Annotated in this window: 19 protein-coding genes; 10 read left to right on the top strand and 9 right to left on the bottom strand. The window is 54.8% G+C overall.

From position 1 onward, the window contains the following. Window positions 1-95: 95 nt before the first annotated feature. Window positions 96-1,064, bottom strand: a complete 969-nt coding sequence (locus ACX5K5_RS00960) for a universal stress protein (protein WP_096256478.1) — start codon at window positions 1,062-1,064, stop codon at window positions 96-98. A 170-nt stretch (window positions 1,065-1,234) separates the two neighbouring features. Here ACX5K5_RS00960 and ACX5K5_RS00955 point away from each other — a divergent pair, with 170 nt between their 5' ends. Beyond that, complete coding sequence (locus ACX5K5_RS00955; protein WP_096256479.1) at window positions 1,235-2,683, top strand: NCS2 family permease; 1,449 nt, start codon at window positions 1,235-1,237, stop codon at window positions 2,681-2,683. Between the two features lie 222 nt (window positions 2,684-2,905). Then, entirely contained in the window at window positions 2,906-3,400 is a 495-nt protein-coding gene (locus tag ACX5K5_RS00950; RefSeq protein WP_096256480.1) for a DUF2087 domain-containing protein, read from the top strand. On the opposite strand, the gene ACX5K5_RS00945 is transcribed toward ACX5K5_RS00950, so the two are convergent. Continuing rightward, window positions 3,393-4,217 (bottom strand): spermidine synthase, encoded by an 825-nt coding sequence (locus ACX5K5_RS00945; protein ID WP_229677150.1) that lies wholly within the window; start codon window positions 4,215-4,217, stop codon window positions 3,393-3,395. The two genes, ACX5K5_RS00950 and ACX5K5_RS00945, sit on opposite strands and share 8 nt — an antisense overlap. After that, window positions 4,210-4,725: a GNAT family N-acetyltransferase gene (locus tag ACX5K5_RS00940; protein WP_096256481.1), complete on the bottom strand. Its 516-nt coding sequence runs from the start codon at window positions 4,723-4,725 to the stop codon at window positions 4,210-4,212. Before ACX5K5_RS00940 ends, ACX5K5_RS00945 begins: the two co-directional genes overlap by 8 nt. Window positions 4,726-4,866: 141 nt before the next feature. Between ACX5K5_RS00940 and ACX5K5_RS00935 the strand changes: the two genes are divergently transcribed. Then, window positions 4,867-5,244: a hypothetical protein gene (locus ACX5K5_RS00935; RefSeq protein WP_096256482.1), complete on the top strand. Its 378-nt coding sequence runs from the start codon at window positions 4,867-4,869 to the stop codon at window positions 5,242-5,244. A gap of 133 nt (window positions 5,245-5,377) precedes the next feature. On the opposite strand, the gene ACX5K5_RS00930 is transcribed toward ACX5K5_RS00935, so the two are convergent. Further along, window positions 5,378-5,686 carry a thiamine-binding protein gene (locus ACX5K5_RS00930; RefSeq protein WP_096256483.1) on the bottom strand — a complete coding sequence of 103 codons (309 nt, stop codon included), beginning with the start codon at window positions 5,684-5,686 and terminating at the stop codon, window positions 5,378-5,380. 77 nt (window positions 5,687-5,763) lie between these two features. Here ACX5K5_RS00930 and ACX5K5_RS00925 point away from each other — a divergent pair, with 77 nt between their 5' ends. Then, window positions 5,764-6,222: a MepB family protein gene (locus ACX5K5_RS00925; RefSeq protein WP_443460034.1), complete on the top strand. Its 459-nt coding sequence runs from the start codon at window positions 5,764-5,766 to the stop codon at window positions 6,220-6,222. Between the two features lie 24 nt (window positions 6,223-6,246). Here ACX5K5_RS00925 and ACX5K5_RS00920 read toward each other — a convergent pair whose 3' ends face one another. Genes ACX5K5_RS00920 through ACX5K5_RS00905 form a run of 4 tightly spaced genes read right to left on the bottom strand, consistent with a single transcriptional unit; the run spans window position 6,247 to window position 8,828 of the window. Then, window positions 6,247-6,564 (bottom strand): AzlD domain-containing protein, encoded by a 318-nt coding sequence (locus ACX5K5_RS00920; protein WP_096256485.1) that lies wholly within the window; start codon window positions 6,562-6,564, stop codon window positions 6,247-6,249. Further along, a complete protein-coding gene (locus ACX5K5_RS00915) occupies window positions 6,561-7,292 on the bottom strand; it encodes an AzlC family ABC transporter permease (RefSeq protein WP_229677151.1) in 732 nt (243 codons plus the stop codon). The genes ACX5K5_RS00920 and ACX5K5_RS00915 overlap by 4 nt, the downstream gene beginning before the upstream one ends. Then, window positions 7,273-7,962 carry an alanyl-tRNA editing protein gene (locus ACX5K5_RS00910; RefSeq protein ID WP_188686297.1) on the bottom strand — a complete coding sequence of 230 codons (690 nt, stop codon included), beginning with the start codon at window positions 7,960-7,962 and terminating at the stop codon, window positions 7,273-7,275. The genes ACX5K5_RS00915 and ACX5K5_RS00910 overlap by 20 nt, the downstream gene beginning before the upstream one ends. Beyond that, window positions 7,959-8,828 (bottom strand): glycerophosphodiester phosphodiesterase, encoded by an 870-nt coding sequence (locus tag ACX5K5_RS00905; protein ID WP_188686299.1) that lies wholly within the window; start codon window positions 8,826-8,828, stop codon window positions 7,959-7,961. Before ACX5K5_RS00905 ends, ACX5K5_RS00910 begins: the two co-directional genes overlap by 4 nt. A gap of 73 nt (window positions 8,829-8,901) precedes the next feature. Here ACX5K5_RS00905 and ACX5K5_RS00900 point away from each other — a divergent pair, with 73 nt between their 5' ends. The 5 genes from ACX5K5_RS00900 to catA all read left to right on the top strand — a co-directional run bounded on the left by ACX5K5_RS00900 (window position 8,902) and on the right by catA (window position 13,690). After that, the gene (locus tag ACX5K5_RS00900; RefSeq protein ID WP_459174878.1) at window positions 8,902-10,158 is read left to right on the top strand and encodes a DUF445 domain-containing protein; all 1,257 of its coding nucleotides are present in this window, start codon (window positions 8,902-8,904) and stop codon (window positions 10,156-10,158) included. Between the two features lie 181 nt (window positions 10,159-10,339). Next, the gene (locus ACX5K5_RS00895) at window positions 10,340-11,233 is read left to right on the top strand and encodes a LysR substrate-binding domain-containing protein (RefSeq protein WP_096256490.1); all 894 of its coding nucleotides are present in this window, start codon (window positions 10,340-10,342) and stop codon (window positions 11,231-11,233) included. Beyond that, window positions 11,230-12,330, top strand: a complete 1,101-nt coding sequence (locus tag ACX5K5_RS00890) for an enolase C-terminal domain-like protein (RefSeq protein ID WP_096256491.1) — start codon at window positions 11,230-11,232, stop codon at window positions 12,328-12,330. Before ACX5K5_RS00895 ends, ACX5K5_RS00890 begins: the two co-directional genes overlap by 4 nt. Window positions 12,331-12,359: 29 nt before the next feature. Further along, on the top strand, window positions 12,360-12,638 hold the full coding sequence (gene catC / locus ACX5K5_RS00885) for a muconolactone Delta-isomerase (RefSeq protein ID WP_096256492.1): 279 nt from the start codon (window positions 12,360-12,362) through the stop codon (window positions 12,636-12,638). Between the two features lie 194 nt (window positions 12,639-12,832). Continuing rightward, window positions 12,833-13,690: a catechol 1,2-dioxygenase gene (gene catA / locus ACX5K5_RS00880; RefSeq protein WP_096256493.1), complete on the top strand. Its 858-nt coding sequence runs from the start codon at window positions 12,833-12,835 to the stop codon at window positions 13,688-13,690. Window positions 13,691-13,765: 75 nt separating this feature from the next. On the opposite strand, the gene ACX5K5_RS00875 is transcribed toward catA, so the two are convergent. Next, a complete protein-coding gene (locus tag ACX5K5_RS00875) occupies window positions 13,766-14,017 on the bottom strand; it encodes a cytidine/deoxycytidylate deaminase family protein (RefSeq protein ID WP_346060185.1) in 252 nt (83 codons plus the stop codon). Window positions 14,018-14,120: 103 nt separating this feature from the next. On the opposite strand from ACX5K5_RS00875, the gene ACX5K5_RS00870 reads away from it, so the two are divergent. Then, window positions 14,121-14,561 carry a VOC family protein gene (locus ACX5K5_RS00870; protein ID WP_096256495.1) on the top strand — a complete coding sequence of 147 codons (441 nt, stop codon included), beginning with the start codon at window positions 14,121-14,123 and terminating at the stop codon, window positions 14,559-14,561. Window positions 14,562-14,602 lie beyond the last annotated feature (41 nt).

Genomic DNA, 14,602 nt, shown 5'->3' with positions numbered 1-14,602 from the left:
TTTCTTGTCCGTTGCTAGTTAACTAGCCAACGAGCTATTGATCCATGGCAAGAAGTTGGCCTGGAAAGATTTCTCTTTCCGGGCCAACAAGGTTTTTATTCGGCGTTAGTGTCGAAATTCTTTCGGTCAGCCAAACGAGGGTCATCACTGTCTGGTACCACCATGACCGGCCCCTTCGAATGGTGCAATACTCCCTGGCTGGTAGAGCCAAGCAACATACCGGCGAAGCCACCTCGACCACGCGAGCCCGTTACGGTAAGTACCGCATGCTCAGATTCGCGGATCAATACCTCCACCGGAGGTCCTGAAATCACATCAGTTTCCACTTCAACATTCGGATAGTGCGACTTAATCCAACGCTCGCCCACGTCCATTTGGTAGCGGACATCTTCAAGTACCGCTTCTTGATCAACGGTGGCTGGCATCCAGGCCAACGCCGCGGAGACCGGAGAAACAGCGCAAACCACACGAAGTTTGAGGTTTCGTGCTTGCGCCGCATCGGCTGCGGCTAGTACGGCAGACCTGGCTCGTTCCGATCCGTCAACACCAACAACAATGGTCTGGCGTTCCGGAGCGTCTTCCTGAGCCTGTTCCTGCTCTTTAGCCATAGACAACGGCACAACAACCGTTGGGCATTTGGCGTGCGCTGGCAATGCGGACGAAACCGACCCCAATAGCCGGCCCACGAAACCGCCACGGCCACGCGTTCCAACTACTACCAGTTCGGCATCTGCACTGAGGTCCAGCAGAACACCGGACGGGTCTCCAGACTCAATGTAGGTGCGGATCGTAGCTTCGCTACCTTCAAGTTCTGCGCGTGCCTGACGCACGATGTCCTCGGCGCCTCCACGGATTAAATCATCATCCAAAGTTGAATAACCTGCGTCCATGGACGAGGCAGCAAAAACTGGAATTGTGTAGGCGGATACGATATTTAACACGCTGCCCCGGCGAACCGCTTCGCGTTCGGCCCACCGCAAAGCGCACTTGCTTTGCTGGGACCCGTCGGCACCGACGACAATACCTTCGATTTTTTCAGTTCCGACTGGTGCTTCGTCACTCATCAGACTCGCTCCTCATTGACCTGTGATGGCATTGGGTGTGACCCCTCTTACAACCAATGTACTTCCAATCTTGTCTCACAGTGTGAGTTGGGTCTAATGATTTCACGCTAAGCCTACTCAGCTGTGAGATCAGTATGATTCCATGCCCAAAACGTCATAGAATTTTTACCATGCCCTCCCCCACCAAAACTGTGACCGAGACATCCTTCCCGGCGCGCGTTGATCGATATTTCAAAATTTCGGAACGCCGCTCAACTTTTGCTACCGAAGTTCGAGGCGGCATCGCCACCTTCTTCGCGATGAGCTACATTGTTGTACTCAACCCGCTGGTGCTCTCCGGCGTCGACTCTTCCGGTGGTGAACTCGGGATCCAACGCGTAGCCGCGGTGACCGCCTTCGTTGCTGGCATCCTGACCATCCTGATGGGCATCTGGGCCAGGCACCCATTCGCCATGGCTACCGGACTGGGCGTCAACGCCTTCGTAGCGATCACGGTGACAACAAATCCGGAACTTACCTGGGCAGATGTCATGGGCCTGGTGGTAGTTGCCGGTATCGTCATGTTCTTGCTGGTCCTCACCGGCTTTAGAACGGCAGTATTCCGCGCCGTTCCTGCGGGACTAAAGACCGCCATCGTGGTCGGCATCGGTATGTTTATCGCACTCATCGGTCTGGTCAATGCGGGCTTCGTTCAGCGCATCCCAGATGCCGCAAACACCACCGTACCGGTGGGTCTAGGCTTTGATGGCAAGCTCATGGGCTGGCCAATCGTAGTCTTCGTCGTTGGTTTGCTGTTGACCATGGCGCTGGTAGTTCGCAAGGTTAAAGGTGCCATCCTCATCGGGATTGTTGCCGCCGCAGCACTAGCGAATATTTTCGAAGCGGTCTTCAACGTTGGCGACCAGGAGACGAACAGCTGGTCACTGGTTGTTCCTTCGCTTCCAAGCTGGACCCTGCCAGATCTGAGTCTCATCGGTCAGGTCCATCTCTTTGGTGCCTTCGACAAGTTGGGCGTCACCGCGGCGTCACTACTTGCCTTCGTGATCCTACTATCGATTTTCTTCGACGCCATGGGCACCATGGTGGGTCTAGCTTCCGAGGCCGGCGTAATGGACAAGGACGGCAACATCCCGAACGTCGACAAGGTTCTGCTTGTTGACGCCGCAGGCGCCATCGTCGGTGGTGGTACCTCGAGTTCTTCGGCGCAGATCTTCGTGGAGTCCGGCGCCGGTATCGGCGAAGGCGCACGTACCGGTCTAGCCTCCGTGGTGACCGGTCTGCTACTTATCGTGGCGATGTTCCTGACCCCGTTGATCCACCTTGTTCCTTTTGAAGCGGTCGCACCGGCGCTGGTAGTCGTAGGCTTCATGATGGTTTCGCAGGTCTCCAAGATTGACTGGAGCGACTGGGGCATTGCACTTCCAGCGTTCCTCACCTTCATCCTGATGCCATTCACCTTCTCTATTGCCAACGGCATTGGAGCGGGCTTCATCTCGTACGTCTTCATCCGCACAGCGCAGGGACGTGCGAAGGAGATCCACCCATTGATGTGGGCTGTCGCGGCAGCCTTCGTGCTCTTCTTTGGTATCGGACTGATCGAGAATGCCATCGGCATGTAAGTAAAAGTACGACTCATCGGCTCGGCTCGTTTCCACGAGCCGAGCCGATTTTTCTTTGCTCAAAGCATGTTCTTCGCTTACCGACCGAACCGCAAAGACTCAGCCTTCTCCCCATATTTCGAAGCCATTACCGTGAGTTGAAATTCAGCCATTTCTACGCCCGGTGAATCACACTGGGTAGCATGAGAAATATCCAGATGATCTGAACGTTGAAGGAAGAACATGTCTCAACACAACAAGTGGGTCGAAATCGCTGCGGGATTAAAGAACCAGAATATGCGCAAGGCACTGGGTTTGGTCCTAGCCGGAGAGGGAGCCAGACTCGGCAGCTCTACCCAGAGCCTCAAAGACCTACGTCGTTGGGCCAAGATTGGCTTGTTAGTTGATACAGACCAGGGTTGGACGCTCAATGAAGAGCTTTTGAATGACACCCTGGCGACTGCCTCAGCAACCAATACCCAGCGCACCGGAATACTGCGCTTTTTTACTGGCACCCGGCTAAACGCTTTACCTGCACGTCCTACAGCCCGCCATGAAGTAATGGTCCATATTCGAGACCAGGTTCTGACCGCCCAAGAATCCTTACGGGAAAATCAGCTCAATGAGCGCTTAGCGGTCATCCATGAGGATGTGGCCTTACTGCGTCGTTACATGGTGGACCATAATTTGGTTCAGCGCGACACGGACGGCACCGCTTACCGAATGCCAGTTAGTTAATTGGCGTGGCTCCCGCAGCAAATTTGGTAACCCCAGAACCGGCAACCAGTTGCGCTGGCAGCGGGGCAATTCGCAGGTTTCGTTCAAAGCTCGCGCCGAGTGTTAACGGCTCGTCGCTAGCTAGGAATACAATATTTCCGTAACGGCGGCCCTTGAGCATTGGCGCATCAGCAATCATGGCCACGTGGGAAAATACGGAAAGTAGCGTAGCAGCTTCTGCTCGCGCGCCGGCAAGGTCCGCAGAGTCACCGCAGTTCAATAAGTAAACTCCGCCTTGATCCAGTACCCGCTGAGCTTCCTGGGCGTACCCCACGGTAGTGAGCTCGCGCGGAGTAATGCTGCCTGCGAATACATCTCGGATAATGATGTCCCGACTGTCGTCACTGAGCGTGGGGAGCACCTGCCCGGCGTCACCCACACGTAGCCGGACCAAGGGTGCACGCGGGACGTCGAAACGAGTACGCACTAATTCGGCGAGTTTTGCATCTAGTTCAACAACAACCTGGCGCGCGTTCTCATAGGTCGCTGCAACCCAACGAGCCATTGAGCAGCCGCCGCCACCTAGGTGTAACACGCGAAGTTTACGCGTGCGGCCATCAAATTCTTCGGTGGGAAAACCAATGGTGAATACAGGTTCCATCCAACGCATGTATTCAAAATCCAGGTAGCCGGGGTCATCAAGATCAATATGCGAAGAAGGCACACCATTGACCTTCAGAATGTAACGGTTAGCGCCGTAAGGGTCAGGTTCAATTTCAGCAAGCCCGGTGGCGATCTCGTAGCTTCCGACCATAACATTACTTTCGGTCTTAGCCATGTTTACGTACCATCCGTTGCTCACGAAGACCTGCCCAAGATCCGACCAGCTCTTCGCTAGTGCCATCCGGAACAAAACCATGTTTGGTATAGAAGTTTATTGCTCGCGCATTTCCTTCCAGCACCCAGAGCAACGCGTCACGCCGTGACAGCACGGTGTCCATCAAATGGGCTGCCAGCCCGGTGCCGTAATACTCTTTGAGCACATAAAGTACGCCGAGTTCGATATCGACGCCGGTATCTTGGTCTTCTTCAATGGTGGGGGTTCCGCCGGCTAAGCCGACAATTTTTCCGTCCCCGGTTTCGGCAATCCAGAACTGCGCTCCCCCAGCCAAGCCACGTTCCCACCATGCAAGCTGCTGGTCCAGTTGACTTTCATGGTGAGCAAAAAATCCTTCGTCACGGAAGGACGAGTAGGCTTCACGCCAAGCTTGCAACTTCATTTCAAGAGCTGCCCGGAGATCTTGTTCCTGGGCCAGACGGATTCGATATTCGTTCAAAAGTGACACACTCCTACATTACGTCAGCATCAGGTTCTGCGTCGCGAGGCACCACTGCCCTCCTACTTAAGGACTATTGCTACGGCGGATGGAATTTGGAAAACTAAGTAGATAGTTATTTAAACGTCCGAACCGAAGGGAAGGTCACGGGTGGATCGTAACGAGAAGTTCGCGACCTTCAGCGGCAGCGTCGTGACAGGTCTAACGCTGGTCTTCTGTTTATCCCCGACTTTCTGGATCATCTGTTTCGGTTCATTGCTACTAATCGTTAGTTTTAGCCTCTTAGCAAAATTTGAAGGGCTCTGGGGGCCAACCACTGCCAAACATTGGTTCTATATTCTGCCCATGGTGCTCGCCCCAACTCTGGGAGGGCTACTTCGCGAAACGAATTATGCACTGTGGCTCGGAGCTCTCGTGGCATTAGCCGGTGGTTTTGCAACGAATTTCCTCGTGCGCCGTTACCCTCCGTTTATGTCTCCACCTCAGGAGACGGAGACAGCAGAGACCGCAAACTCTATTTCGCGTTAGAACACTTAGCCGAGCTCAAATCCATCCCAATCACTTGGAACCATTGGTTTGTGACCCCGCGAAGAATCACGATATCCAAGATAATCACCGTTTGCTGCGCGCTCCCGACCGGCAGAATGATGAATCATGCCGTTTAGTCTTCAGAATCTTCAATTGCGCGCTCTAGACGCTGAATTTTTCCGTCAAGTTCACCGGTATATCCCGGGCGAATATCGGCCTTGAGCACCAGTGAAACCCGTGAACCATAGTTACTCACAGCCATTGTGGCAGCCTTAACGACAGCCATGACTTCATCCCATTCGCCTTCAAGCTCGGTAAACATTGAACTTGTACGGTTCGGCAACCCGGAGGCTCGAACGATTCGTACCGCTTCTGCTACGGCCTCATGAACCGAGGCATCGGGGTTGTCGGTGCTTGGGGCAACTGAAAAAGCTACAATCATGATTCCACTGTGCCACCGACGCCCACGCTTGTCAGCCTTTATGTTCTGTATGCGCAATATATTGTGGCTTAACTACAATGAGTTGCATGACCTATAGCGCACTGACTAGATACTTATCGTTGGGTGCGACTGCTAACCCAACACCGCCCGCAATCCGGGCAGAGGAACAAAACAGCGACTACGAATCAGCCATAGTTCAGGTAGAGAACCAATATTGGAGAATTCGTACCGCACGCATCACCCCGACCAAACCCGGAGCGTTCCTCGCCTGTTGGACACGCGACGTTGACGGTCGAACCGTACCGTTTAGTGCGGGCGAGAAAATTGCAGGACTGTTGGTTTTTGTACAAGATGGGGAACGTTTCGGAGTCTTCAGGTTCACCCAAGAACATTTACGAGAGCTTGGAATCACTACCAGTGATTCCAGTCCCGGAAAACGTGGATTCCGGGTTTACCCAAGTTGGTGCACACAACTCAATCCGCAAGCACAACGCACTCAACGCGCCCAAAGTTCGGCCTTCAGCTCTTTAATTTAAGCGCCTCGGCGCGCCCAGCGGCGTCTACGCCGCTAATCCAGTGGCGCGTAGCGCTACCGCAGCCAGCGCTCCGACCAGCACCACGACTAAGTAGGGAGCTTTGAAGATCAAAGCAATCGTTGCTGCCGCCAACGCTCCGATCCGCGCGTCGATGATAAGTTCTTGTCCACTAGTTACCGCATTCATGGTGACCAGTGAAGCCAGCAACGCGACGGTGAGGGTTGCTGCCACATGGCTCATCAACGGGGAATCGAGTACCCGACGAGGCACAAAGTAGCCACTAATTTTCAGTGCAAAGGCCGCCGCGCAAGCGCCCAGAAGCCACCAGCTCAATTCGCTCATGTCTTCTCCTGATCTACCTGTTGCAGCTGCCCGTGTTCGGTAGCCGGCTTGGTGTGACGCCCGGTGAGCACCGCAAAAAGCACTGCGCAGCCAGCGGTGATCAGAATAGGTACGCCAGGAACCGTCAAGGGCACAGCGAACGCGGTGACAGTCGCCGCAGCACAAGCGACGACGATCGGTTGCGCGGATTTTAATCGTGGCCACAACAGTCCAAGGAACGCAGCTACCGCAGCCCCATCCAACCCCCAGGCCGCAGGATCTCCCATCCGTTCGCCAAGTAGCGCGCCCATGAGGGTAAAGAGGTTCCAGAGAACATAAACGCCAAGGCCCGCGGTCCAAAATCCACGATGGCGCTCACTGAGACTGGCTTGGCCTAAGCTCGTTGCGGTGGACTCGTCGATGGTCACCTGTGCCATGAAGGGAACCGCCCGAGGGCTAGGGCGAAGCGACTGCTTAATCTGCATTCCATAGACGGCGTTGCGCACCCCAAGCAGGGTTGCCGCGGAAAAGGCAGCCGAGGCTGCGCCGCCTCCGGAGAGCACCCCGATAAAAGCGAACTGCGAACCACCAGTGAACATTAACGCGCTCAAGGCCACCGTTTGCCACAAGTTAAGACCCGCGGCTATAGACAAAGCACCGAAGGAGATCCCGTAGAGTCCAGTCGCAAGCGCGATGGACAGACCCATTTTGGTAGCCGGCGTCAACCAATTACTCTTTGTGCTGGGCATCGTACCGCACCTTGTAAACACCACGTTTGACTCGTGCCTGGCCGATTTTTACTGCGTCTAACTGGTTCACGTGATTCACATGAGTGCCACCGCAGGCCTCGGAATTGATCCCCTCGATGGTGACCGTGCGGTGGCCATGCTCATCTATTTGAGTGCTGATTGACCCGCCGTGTGAGATCAGCTCGTCAACGCGTTGCTGTAACCAAGCTTCAGCTGCTGCCTTTTCGGTTTCATCATTAAGCGGCAAGTCGATACTGGCTGGATCAAAATCTAGGCGTGCTTGCCCGGGGAAGTGTGAGTGGCCACGGTGTTCCCATCCGCGATTTTCGCCGGCAAAGCCGATGATATGCCCGGCGGTATGTAAGGCGGCGTTGCTACGTCGCTGCGCTTCGTCGATAGCTGCGGTGACGACCTGCCCGTCGGTGAAGGTGGAAGTTGTGTAAAGAACAACCAGCCCGTCATCGGTGCGTCCAACGGTCACCGGCTGCTCATTGACCGTTCCGTGGTCTTCTTGCTGGCCTCCGCCCCGTGGGTGGAAGATATTCGGGCTCAGCGCAATCCAATAACCGGCTTCATCGTTACCTGAAGTGATGACAGTAGCTTGCGTGCTGAAGACATAGCTATCGCGCAGGTAGAGATTATCTTGGGTCGCGGTGTTCTTGGTGCTCATTCTTGGTCCAATTCTTGACGCAGTGCTGCCGGGCGGTTGCTAGTAATTTGGGTGACTCCCATGTCGATCAAATATTGTGCGTCAGCGGGGCGGTCTACGGTCCAGATTCGTGCGGTGAGTCCCTGTTCTAGCCATTGACGCACTAAGTGTTCGTTGGCGCGGACCCAGGCCACACCTGGGCCAATAATGCCGGCACCTCCGGCATTGATTAGCTCCCGTCCTTCCGCCACTGAACGGCGCATCACTTCATATACTCCGGCGCGTATAGTTTCACCCTCGCTGAGAAAGTCCGCTACCCGCCGTGGATCAATCTCGGTCATCAGCTGGCAAAGCAATGCTCGATTCACGGTCTGGGCGAGGAAACGAATTGAGTCAGGCTCAAAACTCATCAAAGTCACCTGAATCTGGCTTCGGCGACCTGCCAGTCCCGTCTGTGGATCAAAATTAAATCCAGCTAAGACCTTCAGTGTTTCTTCTTCGAGCAGGTGCCCGTACGGGCTGGGATGCTTGATTTCTATCGCTAAACCAATGTTGGTCCCACGCTCGTCGATCAATTCAAGCAGCTCCACTAGGCTAAGTAGCTGGTCGCTGATGCTTCCGTATTCTTCCGGTACAGCCACCGGCATATAAGAGGAGAAATCCATCTTCTTGAGCTCGTCGAGCGTAAATCCAGCCACTTCTCCGGTGGTATCGCTGGTACGGTCAACGGTTGGATCATGATGGCAGATCACTACACCGTCGCTACTCAGGTGCACATCACATTCAATTCCATCGGCGCCCTCATCGATGGCTTGCAGATAGGCTGCGCGAGTATTTTCGGCGAATTTTTGCGAACTACCGCGATGTGCGTAAAAGAGCGTGTCCATGTCTCCAACGCTACTGGTTTATGCGCGGTACGCGCGTCATTAATGGCGTGCCATCACAAGTAAAGTGGTGCGCATGCCAGAACTTCTTGATCAGCGCGCCGAAGGCCTTCGCAGTATGAAGCGGGTAGCTACCCTGCTGTTCTTACTAATGTGCGCGCTATTTGTCTTCAGCGTGCTGTTCCAAGAGCGAATTCCTGCTTTGAGTTATCTGAAGTCAGCCGCTGAGGGCGGGATGGTCGGCGCGGTGGCCGACTGGTTTGCGGTGACTGCGCTATTTCGACATCCTCTGGGCCTGAAAATCCCTCACACGAATTTGATTCAACGTAAAAAAGATGAACTTGGCGCCTCTTTAGGTGATTTTGTACAGCAGAATTTCCTCACCCCTCAAGTCATCACCACAAAGCTTCGTCAAGCACAATTGGGGCTTCGTGCCGGTAGCTATCTTGCTAGCGAGAAGGGTTCTACTGCCGCGGCCACCCAGATTTCGACTCTGGCCGTAGGCGCATTAAATTCCCTGGATGATGAGCAGGTACTCACCGTCTTGCAGGTATTAGCCAATGATTATGTGGTCGCCCCAGAATGGTCCACAACTCTCGGAGCACTAGGCCAGAAACTCATCGACGATAGCCATCATGAAGTCGCCGTAGAACTGATCGCACAGCGGGCCGGAACCTGGGTGTCCGAGCATCCTGAGGTGTTCTTAGATGTGGTTTCTGGTCGATCCCCTTCATGGGTCCCACAGATGGTCGATCAGCTGCTGGCGCAGAAAGTGCATCAAGAATTACGCGGATTGCTCTTCGCAGTGGCAAATAATGTTCAGCATCCATTGCGTCTGGCGCTGACCGATTGGCTGGCGGATTTCACTGTGGCCATGCAGCACGACCCGGAAACCATCAACAAGGTCGAGGCGTTTAAGCACTCACTGCTAGGCGATCAGCAGCTACGTGAGCTAGCTGTTCGTGGCTGGGATTCTTTGAAGACGGGGTTGATTCAGTCCTTGCAGGATGCCGGATCTCCACTAAATATTGCGCTTCGTTCAGCTTTGGGTACTTTTGGCGAACGTCTGCAAAATGACCATCAGCTACGTGAGAATTTGGAGGAGCGCTTAGTTTCCGGCGTTGCTTCACTGACCGAACAACATGGAGCGGCTTTGGCCGGATTGGTCAGCGATACTGTTCAGGCCTGGAATCCAGTGGAAACCAGTGAAAAGCTTGAGCTTCAGGTGGGCCGTGATCTGCAGTTCATTCGGATCAATGGCACCGTGATCGGCGCGCTAGCCGGCGTTGTGATTTTCTCCGTGGGCGAGCTCATCATGGCCATTTCTGGCTGACCTGCCAGAATACGTTTCCAGGGTTGCCTAGCAACACCTCTTCCCTGCAAGCCATCGAAAGATTAGTATTTATTCAGTCTCAATAACTATTGAATAAGTATTTCTCACTATCGAACCGGCTGACTAGAGTTGCCATGAACGTCGCTACAGCTTTAAGCGCGGGTCGACGATCGGAGCATCCATGGAAACTAGACTTTTACGTTATTTCGTCGCGGTAGCCGAAGAACGGCATTTCGGCCGCGCTGCCGAACGCCTGCATATGGCTCAGCCACCGCTCTCTCAGCAGATCAAGCAGCTCGAAGAACAGCTCGGTACGAAGCTTTTCATCCGCACTACCCGCAAAGTGGATCTCACCCCTGCCGGCGAATTGCTGTTGACACGAGCCCGCGCGCTCCTCGAAGAACACACCCAACTTGCACGCGATGTACGCACCGTCGGGGACGGTGCCAGTGGAGTGCTCCGCTTGGGTTCCACTGGCAGTGCCACCTACCGCATCATGCCCAAGGTGATCGCCGCGACCACCGAGCATATGCCGGGACTTCAACTCAACGTCCAAGGCGAAATGCTTACTCCGGAAATGGAAGAAGCGCTGGCTGAAGGCCGTCTTGATATCGCGATCTTGCGCCCGCCAGTACACAATGACGAGGTCGAATATTCGTTATTGGAGAAAGACTTGCTCGCTGTCGCGTTACCCGCCGGGCATCGTCTGGCTTCACACGAAGTTGTCGACATCCACGAGTTGCGTACCGAAAATTTCATTTGTTACCCCGCAACCTCTGCGGTAAACACGATCTTCGTTGAAACCTGTCGCAGCGCCGGATTCATTCCGCACACCGCGCAGATCGCCCGCGAAACCTCTACCTTGCTGACCTTTGTGGCCGCCGGCTTAGGTATCGGGATGGTTCCTACTTCCAATTACCTGCCACACAGTGAGCGGATCATTTTCCGTCCACTGCGCAACGCACCGTCGGTCGACCTTGCGGTCGCATGGAAGCTGGGCAATCAGTCACCGCTCGTACAAAACTTTCTAAAACTCTGCACCAACTTGGCTCCTGAGGAAGGACACTCTGAATGAAAATTGCTCGCATTGAAGCGATCCCTTACGCCATCCCGTACACGCACCCATTGCGTTTTGCCAGTGGCGAAGTGCACACGGCAGACCACGTACTGATCCGTGTACACACCGACGACGGAATCATCGGCACCGCCGACGCCCCACCACGTCCGTACACCTATGGTGAAACCCAGACCTCCATCCGCACCATAGTGCAGGACATCTTTGGTCCACAGGTGATTGGATTAGATATCTTTGACCGCGAAAAGGTTCGTCAGGTCATGGACCGCACGATTCACAACCAAGTCGCCAAGGGCGCCCTGGACATCGCCATCTGGGATGCTATCGGCCAGGCGGTGAAGACCCCGGTACACAAGCTTCTCGGCGGATTCACCGATTCCATGCGAGTTTCACACATGCTTGGCTTCCGTCCGGCCGAAGAACTTCTCGAAGAAGCACTGCGCTTTGGCGAGCAGTACGGCATCACCACCTTCAAGTTGAAGGTGGGCCGCCGACCTCTAGCGCTGGATATCGAGGCATGCCGAGTGTTGCGCGAGGGCCTAGGTGAAAACGTCGAGATTTACCTAGACGCGAACCGTGGTTGGACCGCCAACGAAGCCATGGAAGTTCTACGTCAGACCGAGGACCTTGGCCTCACGATGCTCGAAGAGCCGTGTGATGCCAAGGAAACTCTGAGCCGTAAGCGACTCGTTGAACGCTCACCAATTCCAATTGTTGCCGACGAGTCCGTCCCAACTGCTGGCGATGTCTCACGCGAACTGCTTTCCGGTGGCGCCAACGCCATCTGCATCAAGACCGCGCGTTCGGGGTTCACCGAAGCCACCGAAATTCTGGGCTTGTGCACCGGGCTGGGAGTAGACGTCACCATGGGCAACCAGATAGATACGCAGATCGGCTCGCTAGCCACCGTCACCTTCGGCGCAGCCCATCAGGCCACCACCCGAAAGGCCGGAGAACTGTCCAACTTCCTCGATATGACCGATGACCTGCTGGCGGATCCATTGGTGATCAAGGACGGGCGCATCTTCGTGCGCAACGTTCCAGGCGTTGGCGCTGGAATTGATGAAACAAAACTGGCGCATTACCGCCAAGACTAGCATTATCCCCACTTACCCTAGGAGAACCCATGTTGTTCCTTGCACGTATGGACGTATCGTTCCCAGCCCACCTCACTGCAGAGCAGGTTGCAGATTTTCAGGTCCGCGAGAAGGCCTACTCGGCTCAGCTGCAGGAAAGCGGCAAAATGCAGGGCATCTGGCGCATTGTCGGAGAGTACGCGAATCACTCGATTTATGATGTTGAATCAAATGATGAACTGCACGAAATCCTCAGTGGCTTTCCGATGTACGCGCACATGAAGATCAAGGTGACCCCGCTCGCTAAGCACCCGAATTCGATACGCTAAAAAGATTTTTAGCATCCCATCGCCAACTGTGCGCCAACCCACATGGATTGATACTCAAATCATCTCATTTGACGGTAAATAAGTATTTTACTCGTCATAGACACTGCACTACATTGAATATCAATCGCACGAGATGATGGGGATCACAATATAGATCCGCGTCAGTCACACCACACATGATTAGGGGAGTCATTATGACCATCGAAACTCCACAGGATGCAACCGCAGCAAAGTCGGGCAACGCCGCCACCGACCGTTTCCGCAGCTCCGGAAAACTTGGCTCAATTGAAACCTCAGTCGAGCGCGTGAACCTGCTAGCCAGCAAGCTGGTCAAGGCCGCAAATGACATCATCCTCGAAGAGCGCGTGAGCTATGACGAGTTCAACGCGCTGAAGGCGTGGCTGATCAAGGTTGGCGAAGATGGCGAATGGCCACTGTTCCTCGACGTCTGGCTGGAGCACTCCGTGGAAGAGGTCGCTACCGACCACCGCGAAGGCAACAAGGGCTCGATCGAGGGCCCTTACTACGTGCCGGAAGCACCTACCCAGGACTCCCCTGCCACCATCTCGATGCGCGAAGACGAGAAGGGCACCAACCTGCTCTTCCAAGGTCAGGTCCGCTCCACCGATGGCTCGGCACTGAAGAACGCCAAGATTGAGCTATGGCACGCAGATGAAGAAGGTTTCTACTCGCAGTTCGCCCCTGGCATCCCGGAGTGGAACCTGCGCGGCACCTTCATCGCTGATGAAGAAGGCAACTTCGCGATCAACACCATGCAGCCAGCTCCGTACCAGATCCCTACCGACGGCGCCTGCGGTCAGCTGATCGCCGCTGCCGGGTGGCACGCATGGCGTCCGGCCCACCTGCACCTGAAGGTCTCAGCCGAGGGCCACGAGCTGCTCACCGCGCAGCTGTACTTCCCGGGAGATGCACACAATGACGATGATATCGCCACTGCGGTAAAGCCCGAACTGCTGCTGGACATCCAGCCAGCAGAATCCGGTAACGGCAAGCAGGTCACCTACGACTTCGTACTTGACCCAGTAAAGTAAAGCAGAACTTAGAAGCACCGTCTGACGCTGTATGGGAGCGTTAGGCGGTGCTTTTTTGTCTCCAGCTCAGGGGTTTCAAACCTGTTCGGCCCGATGGTCAAAGGCCAATGGCAAGAGGTCCTGGCAAGCACCGGGCCCGCCGGTGAAATACTGGATGCCTACCCCCGCAAATACCCTGCCGTCCGCGGCCCGCACCGCGGCGCCCAGCGTATGAATACCGTCTTGGCCCACACCTGCATTGGTGGTCGAATCAATCGTTACGCGTGCAAAATTAATGAGCTCAAGGTCACTGACTGTCAACGGAAGCGCGGAGGCAGGAATGCTCAACGGCAAACTTCAGCGTAGGCGCTTGCCCCTTCCTTAGCTTCGGATACCTTCGTAGACTCAACCTTGAATTAGCAAACGTTTCCCCCCACCGGAGGTTTGACCTATGCCGCGTATTTTGAGGTTTGATCATGTTGGTATCACCGTTCAAAATCTTGAGAAAGCCACGGAGTTTTTTGTGCGTCTCGGTCTTGAAATCGAAGGGAGCACCTTCGTTGAAGGCGATTTCATTAACACCGTCACTGCGCTGCCCAACGCGCGTTCCGAAATTGTGATGTTGCGTATCCCGGGTGGTGATACCGCGGTAGAGCTTTCCAGCTTCATTCGTCCCGCGCACCTGAGCGGATCTCCGCAGAACATGGCCAACGAGCTGGGTATTCGAAGCCTGTCTTTTGAAGTTGATGATCTGCAAGGCCAGGTCGAGCGCCTAAAAGCCCAAGGTTATGGACTAGTGGGTGGCATTGGCACATATGAGGGTTCTTGGAAAATGGCTTATATCCGCGGCCCCGAGGGAATTCTTGTGGCCCTGGCGCAGCGTCTGGGCTAAAAAACTTCCCATGAATTGCTTCAGTTGCTAGGATTCGAGAA

The sequence above is a fragment of the Glutamicibacter bergerei genome (assembly GCF_054495185.1).
This window is presented reverse-complemented; position numbering and strand designations above follow the sequence as displayed.

Excerpts from the sequence above, each read along its gene's own strand:
- ACX5K5_RS00960 (WP_096256478.1), bottom strand. The coding sequence starts at position 1,064 with ATGAGTGACGAAGCACCAGTCGGAACTGAAAAAATCGAAGGTATTGTC.
- ACX5K5_RS00955 (WP_096256479.1), top strand. The coding sequence starts at position 1,235 with ATGCCCTCCCCCACCAAAACTGTGACCGAGACATCCTTCCCGGCGCGC.
- ACX5K5_RS00950 (WP_096256480.1), top strand. The coding sequence starts at position 2,906 with ATGTCTCAACACAACAAGTGGGTCGAAATCGCTGCGGGATTAAAGAAC.
- ACX5K5_RS00945 (WP_229677150.1), bottom strand. The coding sequence starts at position 4,217 with ATGGCTAAGACCGAAAGTAATGTTATGGTCGGAAGCTACGAGATCGCC.
- ACX5K5_RS00930 (WP_096256483.1), bottom strand. The coding sequence starts at position 5,686 with ATGATTGTAGCTTTTTCAGTTGCCCCAAGCACCGACAACCCCGATGCC.
- ACX5K5_RS00925 (WP_443460034.1), top strand. The coding sequence starts at position 5,764 with ATGAGTTGCATGACCTATAGCGCACTGACTAGATACTTATCGTTGGGT.
- ACX5K5_RS00920 (WP_096256485.1), bottom strand. The coding sequence starts at position 6,564 with ATGAGCGAATTGAGCTGGTGGCTTCTGGGCGCTTGCGCGGCGGCCTTT.
- ACX5K5_RS00915 (WP_229677151.1), bottom strand. The coding sequence starts at position 7,292 with ATGCCCAGCACAAAGAGTAATTGGTTGACGCCGGCTACCAAAATGGGT.
- ACX5K5_RS00910 (WP_188686297.1), bottom strand. The coding sequence starts at position 7,962 with ATGAGCACCAAGAACACCGCGACCCAAGATAATCTCTACCTGCGCGAT.
- ACX5K5_RS00905 (WP_188686299.1), bottom strand. The coding sequence starts at position 8,828 with ATGGACACGCTCTTTTACGCACATCGCGGTAGTTCGCAAAAATTCGCC.
- ACX5K5_RS00900 (WP_459174878.1), top strand. The coding sequence starts at position 8,902 with ATGCCAGAACTTCTTGATCAGCGCGCCGAAGGCCTTCGCAGTATGAAG.
- ACX5K5_RS00895 (WP_096256490.1), top strand. The coding sequence starts at position 10,340 with ATGGAAACTAGACTTTTACGTTATTTCGTCGCGGTAGCCGAAGAACGG.
- ACX5K5_RS00890 (WP_096256491.1), top strand. The coding sequence starts at position 11,230 with ATGAAAATTGCTCGCATTGAAGCGATCCCTTACGCCATCCCGTACACG.
- catC (WP_096256492.1), top strand. The coding sequence starts at position 12,360 with ATGTTGTTCCTTGCACGTATGGACGTATCGTTCCCAGCCCACCTCACT.
- catA (WP_096256493.1), top strand. The coding sequence starts at position 12,833 with ATGACCATCGAAACTCCACAGGATGCAACCGCAGCAAAGTCGGGCAAC.
- ACX5K5_RS00870 (WP_096256495.1), top strand. The coding sequence starts at position 14,121 with ATGCCGCGTATTTTGAGGTTTGATCATGTTGGTATCACCGTTCAAAAT.